At 60.9% G+C, this 13,375-nt stretch carries 11 protein-coding genes; 6 read left to right on the forward strand and 5 right to left on the reverse strand.

Features of this window, described 5'->3' with window-relative positions; translation table 11 throughout:
- Nucleotides 1-26 precede the first annotated feature (26 nt).
- On the forward strand, nucleotides 27-533 hold the full coding sequence (locus tag MTP16_RS12155) for a cupin domain-containing protein (protein ID WP_243508834.1): 507 nt from the start codon (nucleotides 27-29) through the stop codon (nucleotides 531-533).
- Nucleotides 534-565: 32 nt separating this feature from the next.
- Nucleotides 566-1,054 (forward strand): hypothetical protein, encoded by a 489-nt coding sequence (locus MTP16_RS12160; RefSeq protein WP_243508836.1) that lies wholly within the window; start codon nucleotides 566-568, stop codon nucleotides 1,052-1,054.
- A gap of 47 nt (nucleotides 1,055-1,101) precedes the next feature.
- Here the strand turns inward: MTP16_RS12160 and MTP16_RS12165 are convergent, their stop codons facing one another.
- The 3 genes from MTP16_RS12165 to MTP16_RS12175 form a co-directional block, all read right to left on the reverse strand.
- On the reverse strand, nucleotides 1,102-1,278 hold the full coding sequence (locus tag MTP16_RS12165) for a hypothetical protein (RefSeq protein ID WP_243508838.1): 177 nt from the start codon (nucleotides 1,276-1,278) through the stop codon (nucleotides 1,102-1,104).
- Between the two features lie 162 nt (nucleotides 1,279-1,440).
- Nucleotides 1,441-3,636, reverse strand: a complete 2,196-nt coding sequence (locus MTP16_RS12170; RefSeq protein ID WP_243508840.1) for a penicillin acylase family protein — start codon at nucleotides 3,634-3,636, stop codon at nucleotides 1,441-1,443.
- 175 nt (nucleotides 3,637-3,811) lie between these two features.
- Nucleotides 3,812-4,159: a HesB/IscA family protein gene (locus MTP16_RS12175; RefSeq protein WP_243508842.1), complete on the reverse strand. Its 348-nt coding sequence runs from the start codon at nucleotides 4,157-4,159 to the stop codon at nucleotides 3,812-3,814.
- A 209-nt stretch (nucleotides 4,160-4,368) separates the two neighbouring features.
- Between MTP16_RS12175 and MTP16_RS12180 the strand changes: the two genes are divergently transcribed.
- Nucleotides 4,369-4,905: a DUF7935 family protein gene (locus MTP16_RS12180; RefSeq protein ID WP_196287757.1), complete on the forward strand. Its 537-nt coding sequence runs from the start codon at nucleotides 4,369-4,371 to the stop codon at nucleotides 4,903-4,905.
- Between the two features lie 207 nt (nucleotides 4,906-5,112).
- Here the strand turns inward: MTP16_RS12180 and bshA are convergent, their stop codons facing one another.
- Nucleotides 5,113-6,249 carry an N-acetyl-alpha-D-glucosaminyl L-malate synthase BshA gene (bshA, locus tag MTP16_RS12185; protein WP_243508845.1) on the reverse strand — a complete coding sequence of 379 codons (1,137 nt, stop codon included), beginning with the start codon at nucleotides 6,247-6,249 and terminating at the stop codon, nucleotides 5,113-5,115.
- Nucleotides 6,250-6,367: 118 nt separating this feature from the next.
- Between bshA and MTP16_RS12190 the strand changes: the two genes are divergently transcribed.
- Complete coding sequence (locus tag MTP16_RS12190) at nucleotides 6,368-7,030, forward strand: hypothetical protein (protein ID WP_243508847.1); 663 nt, start codon at nucleotides 6,368-6,370, stop codon at nucleotides 7,028-7,030.
- A gap of 62 nt (nucleotides 7,031-7,092) precedes the next feature.
- On the opposite strand, the gene MTP16_RS12195 is transcribed toward MTP16_RS12190, so the two are convergent.
- Complete coding sequence (locus MTP16_RS12195) at nucleotides 7,093-10,116, reverse strand: glycoside hydrolase family 3 N-terminal domain-containing protein (protein ID WP_243508849.1); 3,024 nt, start codon at nucleotides 10,114-10,116, stop codon at nucleotides 7,093-7,095.
- 324 nt (nucleotides 10,117-10,440) lie between these two features.
- On the opposite strand from MTP16_RS12195, the gene mutL reads away from it, so the two are divergent.
- Both mutL and MTP16_RS12205 read left to right on the forward strand, forming a co-directional pair.
- The gene (gene mutL, locus MTP16_RS12200) at nucleotides 10,441-12,522 is read left to right on the forward strand and encodes a DNA mismatch repair endonuclease MutL (protein WP_243508851.1); all 2,082 of its coding nucleotides are present in this window, start codon (nucleotides 10,441-10,443) and stop codon (nucleotides 12,520-12,522) included.
- 42 nt (nucleotides 12,523-12,564) lie between these two features.
- On the forward strand, nucleotides 12,565-13,359 hold the full coding sequence (locus tag MTP16_RS12205; RefSeq protein ID WP_243508853.1) for a rhomboid family intramembrane serine protease: 795 nt from the start codon (nucleotides 12,565-12,567) through the stop codon (nucleotides 13,357-13,359).
- Nucleotides 13,360-13,375 lie beyond the last annotated feature (16 nt).

The following is a 13,375-nucleotide window of genomic DNA, read 5'->3' on the forward strand; positions in this document are numbered from 1 at the left end:
TGCCCGCTTAAGAAACCCTAAAATTTATGTCCGAAACCGATTCTCAAAAGCGCGCGCTGTTCCAGCGAGTGGCCGCTACCCTCAAGCAGCAAGGCTTCACCATTGCCAAAGAAGACCCGACGCGCCCCTGGGGCGGCTTTTTCGTGATTGACGAAGACCAGGCCCAGCAGTTTGCCGACACGTACTTCAACGGCTTGTCGGTTGATAACCTGCGCATTTCGGGCAAGCTCAGCCCCAAGGTGCTCCTAGTGGCGCCGCACCAGCGCCTGAGCTGGCAGTACCACCACCGCCGCGCCGAAATCTGGCAGGTGGTGCAGGGCCCCGTGGGCGTGGCCACCAGCGACACCGATGAGCAGGGCGAAGTAAAAAGCTACCAGGTGGGCGAGCGCATCGTGCTCAAGCAAGGCGAGCGCCACCGCCTCGTGGGCCTGAAAGACTGGGGCGTGCTGGCCGAAATCTGGCAGCATACCGACGCCAACAACCCTTCTGACGAAGACGACATCGTGCGCGTGCAAGACGATTTTGGGCGCTAACATCACCACTTACTGCGCCTCGCGCTCCGCCCATGACTCCCTCCGACGCCAGCGCCGCTTCGGCCTTCGATAAGGCCCGCACCGGCCTCTGGACCAGCCTGCAAAAGCACTTGGCCAGCGTGTATGAGGCCGAAACGGCCTTCGCCCGGGCCACGGCCTTCGCCGAGGCGTTTCCATTCGCCGTATCGACGGCCAGCGCCGAGCAATTGGCTGATTATCAGGCTGCGCGCAACGCATTGCGCGACTTGTTCACTGACGAAACCAACCAGCTCGATACGCTAAACAAGGCCATCCGTACCAAGGGCTACGCCGAGGCCGATAAGAAACAGCTTTACCTGTTGCTGCTGGGCTACATGGACATTGCCGGCGCTGCTTTCGAGCGCCTGCACACCGAAGTGCCAAACGCCCTGCTGCCGGATGAGGAACTGGCCGAAACCACCGCCCGCTTCGACCGGGTGCGCAAATTTGCCCGCCTCAACGTGAAAGGCATGGCCGGGCTGCTGACGCTGCCGACTAAGTAGGCTGCAGTTAGAAGGAAAAGAAAAAGCGAAGCCGGAGTAGCTAATACCTATTCCGGCTTCGCCTTTTTCAGCGCCTCGGCCAGCGACTGCTGCAGCTTGGCGCCCGAGTCGGCCGGGGCCTGCTCGGTGATGTTGTACTGCTTTTGCAGCCGTTCCCATTCCTCAATCGGAATGAAAACGCCAGTGATTTTGCCTTTGTCGTCGGAAAGATATTTGATGTCCATACGGGGGTTGTGCTTACTTAAATTGGAACGTCATCCTTACTAAACCGTCATGCCGAGCGCAGCCGAGGCATCTCGCTCGCTTCGTTGTGTTGGCATTGATTACTACCACACGCGAGATGCCTCGGCTGCGCTCGGCATGACGTACTATACGTGCGGAGTGAGTTATTGCCCCGGCTGATACGTCTTTTCGGCGTGCGCTTTCACGTCTTCCGGATAAAAGCGTACTTCTTTGAAGCGGCCGTTGCAGTAAAAATCGGCTTGGTCGGTGAAATGCGGCGTGCCCGGGCGGCTGCTTTGCCCGCCCGTGACGACGGAGCGCGCCACGATGCGCGGGCCGAACTCCACCACCGCCACGAAGCTATTGCCCACGTTGCCGTAGCGCTTCTTGGTGCCTGGGTAGGCCCGCGCCCCAAAGGCGGCCAATGAGCCCCAGGCCGATGACGTGAAGGCCACCGGCAGGCTGGGCTGCTGGTCGTCGTACCGTTCCTCGATGCGGCCGGTGAGGCGCTGGTAGCGGTTCACCTCGCCCCAGGGCTTTTTCCAGGTACCGAAGTCGCGGGTCAGGTCATCGAGCGTTTCGGCCAGGGTAGCCATTTTTTCGGTGGGCGAGGTATTGGCCAGCGCAAAGCGCACGAAGCTGATGTAGTCGAGTTGCGGCTGGGCGGCAGGCACGCGGGCCCGGGCCTTGGCCAGCAGCCGCTCGGCCCAGTAGATGGCCACAGTTTGGGCAATGGAAGTTTGGGCGTAGTTGTGGTTCCAGGCGCGTAGCACCTCAATGGCTTCGGTCACGGCGGGGGCGGCGGCTTTTTCGGCCGAGTTGGGCTGGTAGGCGGCCAGCAGCGGCGGCAACAGTTCATCGAAGGCGGTGAGGTGCGGGTCGTCGGCCGCGGCAATCAGCGTGTCGAGGTTGAATACGGGTTTGCGGCTGAGTACGCGCACGGCGTTCAGGCCGCGGTAGTTCTCGGCGTCGGGCGCTTCGTATTTGGGAAATTTGGCCGGGTCGGGGCTACTGGGGCCGCTCACGGTGTAGGGAGTGGAGTTGCAGTTCTGAATGAAGCCGCTGGCGGGGTTATGCACCTGCACCAGCTCGCTCACCGGGTGGAAGCCCTGCCACTCGGTGGCCGAGGTGCTGCCGTCCACGAGCTGGCTCCAGTCGAATTTGAGGTTGCGGCGGGGCATAAAATTGCCGTGCCAGTAGGCAATGCTGCCCTTAGTATCGGCAAAAACGGTGTTGTTCGAGGCGTTGCCGTTCAGTTTCATCACCTGCTGGAAGCTGGCGTAGTCGGTGGCTTTGGTGCGCAGGTACGACTGCTGCAACGCGGCCAGCGGCGCGTTCATCATGCGCACCGCCACCCACTGCCCGTCCGTTTTCTGGCCCACGATGGGGCCGTGGTGCGTGCGGTAGATGGTGAATGTTTTGCGCAGCATTTTATCGCCCGACTTGTAGGGCAACGACACTTTCTGCGTGGTCACGGCGCGCAGCTTGTCGTCGTATTTATAAAAAAGCTTGCCGTCCTTTTCCTCAATGGTTTCTATATATTCGTCCATCGAGTCGGCTTGGCTGGAAGTGTGCATCCAGCCGCAGTGTTCATTGAAGCCCTGGTAAATGAAGAACTGTCCCCAGGTCACGGCGCCGTAGGCGTTTAGGCCCTGCTGGCTCACCATCTGCACTTCAGAACGGAAATAGAAGGAGGTGTGCGGGTTAATCAACAGCAGCGCGTGGCCATTGGCGCTTTTGCCCGGGGCAATGGCGAAGCCGTTGGAGCCCACCGGCTCGCGGTCGGTACGCCCGAAATCGGTGTCAATCCAGGAAGTTGATTTTTTGGCGCTATAAAATGCTTTGAGCCGCTCCAAACTCACCACGCTGATGTTGCCGCCAATGCTGCCTTCGCTAAACATCAGCGGCATCCAGGGCTGGAAGCGTCGCAGCAAGCGCGGCTGCACGGTGGGGTGGGTGGCCAGGTAGTAGTTGGTGCCGGCCGCGAAGGCATCAAGCAACAGCTTCATGTCGGCCGGGCTCTTTTTGTAGATGCTGATGGCCTGGGTGCTGTCCAGAAAAAGGCGGGCGCGCAGGTCGTGGTAGAGCTGGGCTTCGCCTTCCACCTCGGCCAGCCGGCCAATGGCGTCGAGGTAGTTGGTTTCGACGCGGTTGAAATCGTCCTCGCACTGCGAGTAGAGCAGCCCAAAAACCGCGTCGGCATCGGTCTTGCCGTAGATGTGGGGCACGCCGTAAGTGTCGCGCGTGATGCTTATTTGCTTTGCTTGTTGCTGCCAGCGCGCCAATTCGGCTGGGCTGAATTTCTGGGCTTGAACCGTTAGCACAGGAACAAGAAGGAGCAGCGAGAGAAGCAGGCGCATCAGCGGCGGAAGTTGGTGGAGCGGCAGCCGCGAAAGTAAATGAAAAAGCCCCGGCCGGTGGGCCAGGGCTTTTTTACCAATGTCATCCTGAGCACAGCGAAAGACCTTATCGCATCAGGACCGTCGTCTAAGCGTGATAAGGGCCTTCGCTGCGCTCAGGATGACAAAGACTTCGTTATGCCGAGAACGACGAGCCGCAGCCGCAGGTGCTCTTGGCCTGGGGGTTGTTGAAAACGAAGCCGCGGGCGTTGAGGCCGTCCTGGAAGTCGACTTCCATGCCCAGCACGTACATAGCGTGCTTTTTATCCATGATGAGCTTCAGGCCGTCGAGGTCGTAGGTTTCGTCGGCGTCTTTGGCTTTGTCGAAGCCGAGCAGGTAGCTCATGCCCGAGCAGCCGCCGCCCTGCACGCCGATGCGCAGCCCATAGTCGTCGGGCACGTTCTTTTCGATGATGATATTTTTCACCTCCTGCACGGCGCGCTCGGTGAGGGAGATGGGGGCGAGGGTGGCAACAGCAGCCATAGTGAAAGGCGATTTAAAAGGGATGGATAACAAAGATACTGCCGCCGTCGATGTTACCGTTAGTAGGCAGCAGGAAGGAAACAGCAGTTGGGGCCCGGCGGTTCACGGCGTAAGTTTGCGCGCCGTGTGGTTTGCTATACAATCACCAGGTACGTCATGTTTTGCTGCGCGCGGTATGACGTTCAACGACTTAATCGGTTTCTATCAAAATGGATTCAACCACCTATTTCTACGACCTGCTCAAAATTATTCTGCCCGCCCTCATCGTGGCCGGGGCCATCTACCTGCTTTTCAAACAATTTCTGGAAAAAGAGCAGCAGCGCCGCTTGATTGAGCTACGCCTCGAAACCAACAAAACCACGCTGCCCCTGCGGCTGCAAGCCTATGAGCGGGTGGTGCTTTTCCTGGAGCGCATCTCGCCCAACAACATCCTCGTGCGCCTGAGCAGCGCCGGTTCCACGGCGCCGGAGTTTCACCGCTTGCTGCAACAGGAAATCCGGGCCGAGTACGAGCACAACCTCTCGCAGCAGCTCTACATCTCGGCCGATGCTTGGACGCTGGTGAAAGAAGCCAAAGAAAACGTGCTCACGATGGTAAACCGCGCCTTTCACGGCATCCAGAACCCGGCCCAGGCCCGCGGCACCGAACTGGCCAAGCGCATCCTCGAAGGCCTGATGATGGACGGCGCCGAGCCCACCGCGCAGGCGCTGGCCGTGGTGAAGAACGAGGCGATTGGGTTGTTTTAAAGCTTGGCTGTCGTCTGTCATTGCGAGTGGAGCGCAGCGCAACGCGGCAATCCGTCCTGTCAATGCCAGACACTTCCTTTTACCAGAAAGCCCCGGTACCTCAATGGCACCGGGGCTTTCTGATTATAAAGAAAGAGCTTCATCACAACTCGGGGCTTGTAGCGAAGAGAGGACGGATTGCCGCGCTTCGCTCGCAATGACAAAAGATTATACCGCCGTTGCTACCGCTTCAATGGCCCGCTGGTAGCAGTCCTCGTAGCGCGGCACAATGTTTTCCACCGCAAACTCTTTGGCTCGGGCCAGGGCAGCAGCTTTGAAGCGGGGCAGGTTCTCGTCGTCCAGCACGTACAGGGCATTTTTGACCATGTCGGCCACGTCGCCAATGTCGCTAATCATGCCGGTCACGCCGTGCACGTTCAGCTCCGGAATGCCGCCGGCGTTGGTGCTCACCACGGGCACTTCGCAGGCCATGGCTTCGAGGGCGGCGAGGCCGAAGCTCTCGTTTTCGGAAGGCATCAGGAACAGGTCGCCCACGCTGAGCACTTCTTCCACGGCTTCGAGCTTGCCCAGGAAGCGCAGGTCGCGGTGCACATCGAGGTCGCGGGCCAGCTTTTCCATGCGGTTGCGGTCGGGGCCGTCGCCCACCAGCAGCAGCTTGGCCGGAATCTGTTCCCGCACGCCCACGAAAATGCGCAGCACGTCTTCCACCCGCTTCACGGTGCGGAAGTTGCTGGTGTGGATGAGCAGCTTCTCGCCCTCGGGCGCAATGGCGGCCCGGAAGTGGCTCTTTTCCTGTTTCTTGAAACGGTGCAGGTCGATGAAGTTGGGAATGACGGTGATGTCTTTCTCAACGGCGAAATATTCGTAGGTTTCGCGCTTCAAATCGTCCGAAACTGACGTTACCCCGTCGCTCTGGTTGATGCTGAACGTGACCACCGGCTCGAAGCTGGAGTCCTTGCCTACCAGCGTGATGTCGGTGCCGTGCAGGGTCGTTACCACCGGAATGTGAATGCCGCGCGAGCGCAGAATCTGCTTGGCCATGAAGGCGGCCGAGGCGTGCGGAATGGCGTAGTGCACGTGCAGCACGTCGAGCTTCTCATTTTGCACGATGTCGACCATCTTGCTGGTCAGCGCCAGCTCATAGGGCGGAAACTGGAACAGTGGGTAGGCCGGCACATACACCTCGTGGTAAAAGAGGTTCTCGTTGAAGAAGTCGAGCCGTACCGGCTGGCTGTAGGTGATGAAGTGCACGCGGTGCCCGCGCTGGGCCAAGGCCTTGCCCAGTTCCGTGGCCACCACGCCAGAGCCGCCGAAGGTAGGGTAACAAACGATACCGATGTTCATAGAAGATGCTGTTGCGCTTAGCCAACCAAGAAAGGCGGGGTTTGTTGCAGTATACTCAAACTAGCTCGGCTCGCCTGAATACAGTAGTTTTACCTCCCCTCAATACGGCCACAGTAAAATGGAAAATAAACTAACTCAACAACTCGAAGCAGTCATGGTGGCAGGGGTAACTGTGCCGTTGCCAGTAAAACAACTATACGAGTGGATAGAGGCCAAGGGGTTCTACGTCGATAACGCCGACGGCAGAATCGGCTTTCTCTACCCTGAAGCGGACATGCGGGAAAGCTGGACTGATGAGGGCCGACGCGGTGGAACCAATATTGAATTTGCTGCTTCCGGAAATGCAAACCTGAAATACTGGTTTGGCGCCGAGCACGAGGAGGTGAACCGACGGCTTTGCGTCTTTGGCAAAACCGGTGGTGAAGGCTCGGAATGTGCCTTTTGGCTGAGCGAAGGCGGCGAGCTGAAAATAGTGCACATGGGCTCGGGTTCCGGTTCGGTGCTGAACTGCGTACTGGCCGACAACGCCGTGGACTTCCTGCGCCTGCTGGCCATTGGCTACGACGAAATCTGCTGGTCAGAGGAGTTTACAGCCCCGCCGAACGAACTGAATGACGATTTTAAAGTCGAGCCCAACGTGGAATTTCAAGAATGGGTGAGAAGCACGTTTAAAGTAGAAATCCCAAGAACGGCGCTGGAAATTGTGAAACACCCATCCGATATGGACGACGAAGATTCCGAGGATGAGTTCTGCCGTTGGTGCCAGCAGTTCACCGCCTAAAAAGCTAGAGGCGCAACGGTTACGTTGCGCCTCTAGCTTTTTAGCAAATAATCTAACAAGAATTACTTCTGCGCCGCACTGGCCGAAGCCAGCTTCTTGGCATTTTCCGCCGCCAACGACTTATAAATTACTTCGTGAATGCGCGTGCGGATGTTATACTGGCGCAGCTTGTTGTTGCCGGCGTCGGGGTACACGCGGTTGGAGAGGAAGACGTAGAGAATCTGGTTGTCCGGGTCCATCCACACGCAGGTGCCCGTGAAGCCGGTGTGGCCAAAGGTGCTGGCCGGCGAGAGGTTGCTGGTTGGGCCTTCGTGCTTTGTGGGGTCGCCGTGGTCCCAGCCCAGGCCGCGCCTGCCGCCGTTTTGCGGGCGGGCAAACTCTGATACCACCGGGTTCTGGAAGTAGCGGGCGCCCCCGTAGCTGCCGTTTTGCAGGTTCATCTGCATGAGCACGGCTAGGTCGTTGGCGGTGGCGAAGAGGCCGGCGTGGCCGCCCACGCCGCCCACCAGGGCCGCAGTTTGGTCGTGTACAGTGCCTTGCAGCTGTTCGCGGCGGTAATAGGTGTCGTTTTCGGTGGGCGCGATGCAGCTTTTGGGGAAGCGCTGCAGTGGGTTGTAAGTCATGCTGCCCAAGCCCAGCGGGCGGTAGAAATTCGCTTCCAGAAAATCCTCAATCGGCTGCTTCAGAATCTTTTCGCACACCCGCTTCATCACAATGAAGCTCAGGTCGGAATATTCCGTTGGGTATTTGCCCTTCACCTTCGGCAGCAGGCCCGAGCGCATGGTCCAGGCCCACACCGAGTCGTCGGCGGCTTTGGTGCTGTACTCGCCGGGCGCCACCTCGTTGGGGAAGTCGTCGGAGCGGATGCTGGCGTAGAAAGCGGGCTTGAGTTGGCCGTCGCGCATGGTACGCTCCCAGGTGGGGATGCCCGGTTTGAGACCGGCTTGGTGCAGCAGCACGTCGCGAATGGTCATGTCGCGCTTGTTGGTGCGGGCCAGCTCGGGCAAGTAGGCGGCTACTTTCTCCTCAATGTTCAGCTTGCCCTGGTCCTTGAGGTACATCACGGCCTGCAGCGTGCCGGCCACCTTCGTCACCGACGCCAGGTCGTATAAGGTGCTGCTGGTCACGGGCTGACTTTGGTCGTAGGTGCAGTAGCCGTAGCTCTGGTCGAACACCACGGTGCCGTTTTTGGCCACCAGCACCTGGCAGCCGGGGGCGGCGGCGTAGGTCTGGCTTTCGAGGGCGATGTTGTCAATCTGGGCCAGCACGCGCGAGCTCAGGCCCTGGCTTTCGGGCACGGCGTAGCGCAGGCGGTGCAGGTCGGGGGTGGCAATGCCGGTGGCCACCTTCAGGGTGGGCGACACCGTGACGGGCAGCTTGCCCCGCGCTGGCAGCGCCCCAAACAGCACCTGCGGCACCACAATCTGGGCGGCGTAATGGTCTTCGTAGCCGCACACCAGCGTGCGGGCGCCCTCCAGAAATTTCAGCGAGTAGGCGTTGCCCATGGCCACCACCACCGTCTTAACTCGTTTGTTAGCCTGCAGTTGCTTGATGAATTTCAGCGCCCCGTCGCCGATGCCGTAATTGTGGCTGGGCGTGTTGTTCATCTGGTGCAGGCTCACCACCACCACGTTGTACCCGTTCAGCCGGCTGCTGATGCGGGCAAACGTGCTGTCGGGCGCGTAGCGGTCTGTCACGGCGTACACCGGGCCGGGCTGGTACTTGTTGAAAATGGTGGCATACGGCCCCTCGGGCTGCGTGCCGATGGTGATGGCCGCAATGCGCAGCGTATCGAGCCGCTGGAAGGGGAGGAGCTGGTCGTCGTTCTTGGCCACCGTCACGGCGTGCTCGAAAATCTCCTGGGCCAGCACCTTCGACTGCGGCAGATTGAGGCTGTCGCGCAGGGTGCGCAGGTTAGCCGGCCGGTAGTTGTTGAGCCCGGCCCAGTACTTGGCCCGCAGAATCTTTTTCACCCGCAGGTCCAGGTCCTCCTGCCGCAGCTTGCCGGCCGTCACCGCCTCCCGAATACGGAGCAGGGCCGAGGGTACATCTTCCGAAAACAGCAGGATGTCGTTGCCGGCGGCCAGGGCCATGGCGTCCAGCTCGCCGTCCTTGTACAGCTTGCTTACGCTCTTCATGTTGAGCGCATCGGTGAAAACCAGGCCCTTAAATCCCATCTTGTCCTTCAGCAGGTCCGTGACGAGGGCACGCGAAAGCGTGGTGCTTTGCGCGTGCGTAGTGTCGAACAGCGGCATGTACAAGTGGGCCACCATCACGCCCATAATGCCGTCCTCGAACGACTTCTGGAACGGCACCAGGTCCACCTTCGTCAGCCGGGCCAGGTCGGTGTTGATGACCGGCAGGGCCACGTGCGAGTCGGTGTCGGTGTCGCCGTGGCCGGGGAAGTGCTTGGCCACGGCCATCACCTTGTTGTCCTGCAAGCCTTTGAGGTAATGCGAGCCCAGCGTGGCCACGCGGTCCTGGTCTTCGCCAAACGAGCGGTTGCCAATCACGGGGTTGCCGGGGTTAGAGTTCACGTCGAGTACCGGGGCGAAGTCGATGTGCACGCCCAGGTTGCGCATCTTGCGGGCAATGTCCTGGCCCATCTGGTACACGTACTTGGGGTCGTCCATGGCGCCCAGCGTCATCTGCTTGGCGAAGTGGGCCGAGGAATCGAGGCGCATGTCGAGGCCCCATTCGGCGTCCATGGCCACGAGCAGCGGCACCCGGGCGGCGGCCTGCAGGCGGTTGCCCATGATGGCCTGGCGCTTGGGGCCGCCTTGCATAAACATCACGCCCCCGATATTTTGATTACGCACCAGCCGCTCGATGCGCTCAAAGTGGCTGCGGTCCTTGTTGGAATACGCCGCCACCATGAAAAACTGGCCCAGGCGCTGCTCCGGCGTGAGCGAGTTGAACACGCTATCCACCCAGGCCACTTCGGCCGGCGAGTTGGTGAACGGGTCGGCGGGCAGCTTTTTGACCTCCGAAAACGACAGCAGCAAACCCGCCGTCAGCAGCAGGGCCGCCGTGCTCAGCAGGAAAGGGATGCGCATCAGCCCCTTGGGGTTGGTGGGTTGGTTCAATGGGCAAACGGGCCGCGGAGGCCGTACTTTTGTCGTGGGTAGCAGCGGAACCCCCGGGCCGGGTTTGGAGGTTCCACTGCTAGCAAAAGGGAGTCGGTGCTTGGTAGGCAGTAGTCGGAAGAAGAAGCTCTTTATCTGACTACTAACCAGCAAACACCGATTACGTGCAGTCGGTCATTTTGGCCGCAAAGGTACGCAAAAACTCCCGCTACGGGTTTATAACGCGGCCGATTTTTGCTTATTGCAGGGTACGGTTTCGCTTGTCTCCGTGCCGATTAGCTTTTCAAGTTCTTTGGGCGCAAGCTGAAGCGTGCGCTACCTCCTATGCCTGATATTATTCACCTGCTTCCCGAATACCTCGCCAACCAGATTGCGGCCGGCGAGGTGGTGCAGCGCCCCGCCTCGGTGGTGAAGGAGCTGCTGGAAAACGCCGTCGACGCCGGCGCCACTCAGGTTCAACTCATTGTGAAAGAGGCCGGCAAGCAGCTCGTGCAAGTGGTCGACAACGGCGCCGGCATGAGCCCCACCGACGCCCGCATGAGCCTGGAGCGCCACGCCACCAGCAAAATCCGCAGCACCGAAGACCTGTTCAAAATTCGCACGCTCGGCTTTCGGGGCGAGGCGCTGGCCAGCATCGCGGCCGTGGCCCAGGTCGAAATCCGCACCAAGCAGCGCGAGCACGACACCGGCACCCTGCTGCTGGTGGAAGGCTCACAAATCACCAACCAGCAGCCCACCGCCTGCCCCGACGGCACCAGTATTGCGGTGAAAAATCTGTTCTTCAACGTGCCGGCCCGGCGCAACTTCCTCAAGAGCAACGCCGTGGAAATGCGCCATATCCTCGACGAGTTTCAGCACGTGGCGCTGGCCAACCCGCAGATTGCCTTTTCGCTCTACCAGAATGACTTGGAGGTGTTTGGCCTGCCGGCGGGCAAGCTCAGCCAGCGCATCGTGGCCTTGCTGGGCAATGGCTACAAAGAGCAGCTGGCGGCCTGTGAGGAGGTGACGCACTCCATCTCGGTGCGCGGCTTCGTGGGCAAGCCGGAATCGAGCAAGAAAAGCCGGGGCGACCAGTTCTTCTTCGTCAACAACCGCTTCATCCGTTCGGCCTACCTCAACCACGCCGTGCTGGCGGCCTACGAAGGCCTGCTGGCCCGCGACACGCACCCGTTCTACGTGCTGTTTCTGGAGCTCGACCCCAAGGCCATCGACATCAACGTGCACCCCACGAAGACGGAAATAAAGTTTGAGGACGAGAAAACCGTCTACGCCGTGGTGCGCGCCGCCGTGAAACAAAGCCTGGGCATCCACAACATCGCGCCGTCGCTGGACTTCGACGGGGACGTGAACTTCGCGCCCATCCGGCCGCTGCGGGCCGGCAAGGGCACCGGCGACGCCCCTACCACCCCCAACGACCACCTGCCCGCCGCCTCTCCCGCGGCCCGGGCCGCCAGCGCCGCCGATACCTTCCGCCCCGATGCCCTGGCCGCCGCTGCCTCGGCCGCTACCCGGGGCCCCGCCGCCAACCATTCGGGCTTTTCCAGCTTCGCGCCCGAAACCCGACGCGACGGCTACGAGCGCCAGCTGCCCCCGCGCCCCACCGAGCAGGCCCGCCGCGAACTCGAAGCCTTCTACCGCGAGTTGGGCCAGCCCGTGCGCGAAGACCGCACCGTGGGCGCCGACAACCCCATTGTCCGCAGCTTCGAGGCCGACGTGCCGGCAGTACCCGCCGAGTTGCCCGTGCCCCCGGCGCCGGCCGTCCCCACTGAATTTTCGCTAGGCCTGACAGGCCCCGAAGCACCGGCCACGTCGTCGGTGCCTGCGCGTGAGGGAGGGGCGGGAACCCGGGCCGTGCAGGTGCAGCAGCGCTACGTGCTGGTGCCGGTGAAGTCGGGCGTGCTCCTGATTGACCAGGAAGCGGCGCGCGAGCGCATTCTCTACGAGCAGTACCGGCAGGAGCTGGGGCGGGCCGTGGGCTCGTCGCAAACGCTGCTGTTTCCGCGCACGGTCACGTTTTCGCCCGCCGATTTTGCGGTGCTGCGCGAGCTAACCGAGCCGTTGCACGCGCTGGGCTTCATCTTCGTGGAGTTTGGGCCGAATACGATTGCCGTGGAAGCCATTCCGGCCGGCATGCCGCCCCAAAACGAGAAAGAACTGCTCGAAAGCCTCATTGAGCAGTTCCGCACCACCGCCGGCCCGCTCAAACTCGACCAGAGCGAGAGCCTGGCGCGGGCGCTGGCCCGCCGCGTGGCCGCCGGCACGGCCGGCACCCGCCTGCCCGAAGCCGAGCTCAGCGCCCTAGCCGACCGCCTTTTTGCCTGCCAAACGCCCGGCTACACCCCCGACGGCCGCAAAACCTTGGTGTTGCTGGACGGGCAGCAACTGGCTGATTTTTTCCGTAAGTGACCCGCCGGCCGTGCGGTTTTCGCGGCGCCTTACCTTCGCTTCATGTTCAACCTCACCCCCACCGTTCGCAACTTGCTGATTGCGAATGTGATTTTCCTGGTTGCCCAAAACAGCTTGCTGCCTTTGCTCTCGCAGGTGGGCAGCCTGTACCCCATTGGCTCGCCCTACTTTTTTCCCTGGCAGTTTTTTACCTACATGTTTTTGCATGCCGGCTGGGGACACTTGATTTCCAATATGTTCGGCCTCATCTCGTTCGGGCCCATGCTGGAGATGCGCTGGGGCGCCTCGCGCTTTCTCACCTTCTGGCTGATTTGCGGGGTAGGGGCAGGCCTGCTCTACGAAGGCGTGCGCGGCTACGAGCTGCACAAGATGGAGCAGGCGCGGCAGGAGTTTCACCAAGCGCCCAACGGGGCTGACTTTGCCGATTTCTTCCGCAATTTCGGAGAAGGCTATACCGGCTACGAAACCCTGGCCCGCAACCTGCAGCTGCACCCCGCCGACCCGCAATTGCTGCAAGCCGCCACGCAAACCGTGGATGAACTGGCCCGGGAAATCGTCACTTCGCCCCGCGGCGGCATGGTGGGCGCGTCGGGGGCGTTGTTTGGCCTGCTGTTCGCCTTCGCCTACCTGTTTCCGAACACCGAGCTGATGCTGCTGTTCTTCCCCTTTCCCATCAAGGCCAAGTATTTCGTGTTTTTCTATGCGTTGTACGAGCTGTACGCGGGCGTGCACCGCACCCCCGGCGACAACGTGGCCCACTTCGCCCACCTCGGTGGCCTGCTCATTGGCTTCCTGGTGGTGAAATATTGGGAAGGCGGCCGGGAACGGTTTTACTAGAACGCGGTTGATGCAA

Origin of the sequence: Hymenobacter monticola, from assembly GCF_022811645.1 — a bacterium.
Classification (GTDB): Bacteria; Bacteroidota; Bacteroidia; order Cytophagales; family Hymenobacteraceae; genus Hymenobacter; species Hymenobacter monticola.

What these genes read in the sequence shown, in the direction of transcription:
- MTP16_RS12155 (WP_243508834.1), top strand. Translation starts at nt 27, where the DNA reads ATGTCCGAAACCGATTCTCAAAAGCGCGCGCTGTTCCAGCGAGTGGCC.
- MTP16_RS12160 (WP_243508836.1), top strand. Translation starts at nt 566, where the DNA reads ATGACTCCCTCCGACGCCAGCGCCGCTTCGGCCTTCGATAAGGCCCGC.
- MTP16_RS12165 (WP_243508838.1), bottom strand. Translation starts at nt 1,278, where the DNA reads ATGGACATCAAATATCTTTCCGACGACAAAGGCAAAATCACTGGCGTT.
- MTP16_RS12170 (WP_243508840.1), bottom strand. Translation starts at nt 3,636, where the DNA reads ATGCGCCTGCTTCTCTCGCTGCTCCTTCTTGTTCCTGTGCTAACGGTT.
- MTP16_RS12175 (WP_243508842.1), bottom strand. Translation starts at nt 4,159, where the DNA reads ATGGCTGCTGTTGCCACCCTCGCCCCCATCTCCCTCACCGAGCGCGCC.
- MTP16_RS12180 (WP_196287757.1), top strand. Translation starts at nt 4,369, where the DNA reads ATGGATTCAACCACCTATTTCTACGACCTGCTCAAAATTATTCTGCCC.
- bshA (WP_243508845.1), bottom strand. Translation starts at nt 6,249, where the DNA reads ATGAACATCGGTATCGTTTGTTACCCTACCTTCGGCGGCTCTGGCGTG.
- MTP16_RS12190 (WP_243508847.1), top strand. Translation starts at nt 6,368, where the DNA reads ATGGAAAATAAACTAACTCAACAACTCGAAGCAGTCATGGTGGCAGGG.
- mutL (WP_243508851.1), top strand. Translation starts at nt 10,441, where the DNA reads ATGCCTGATATTATTCACCTGCTTCCCGAATACCTCGCCAACCAGATT.
- MTP16_RS12205 (WP_243508853.1), top strand. Translation starts at nt 12,565, where the DNA reads ATGTTCAACCTCACCCCCACCGTTCGCAACTTGCTGATTGCGAATGTG.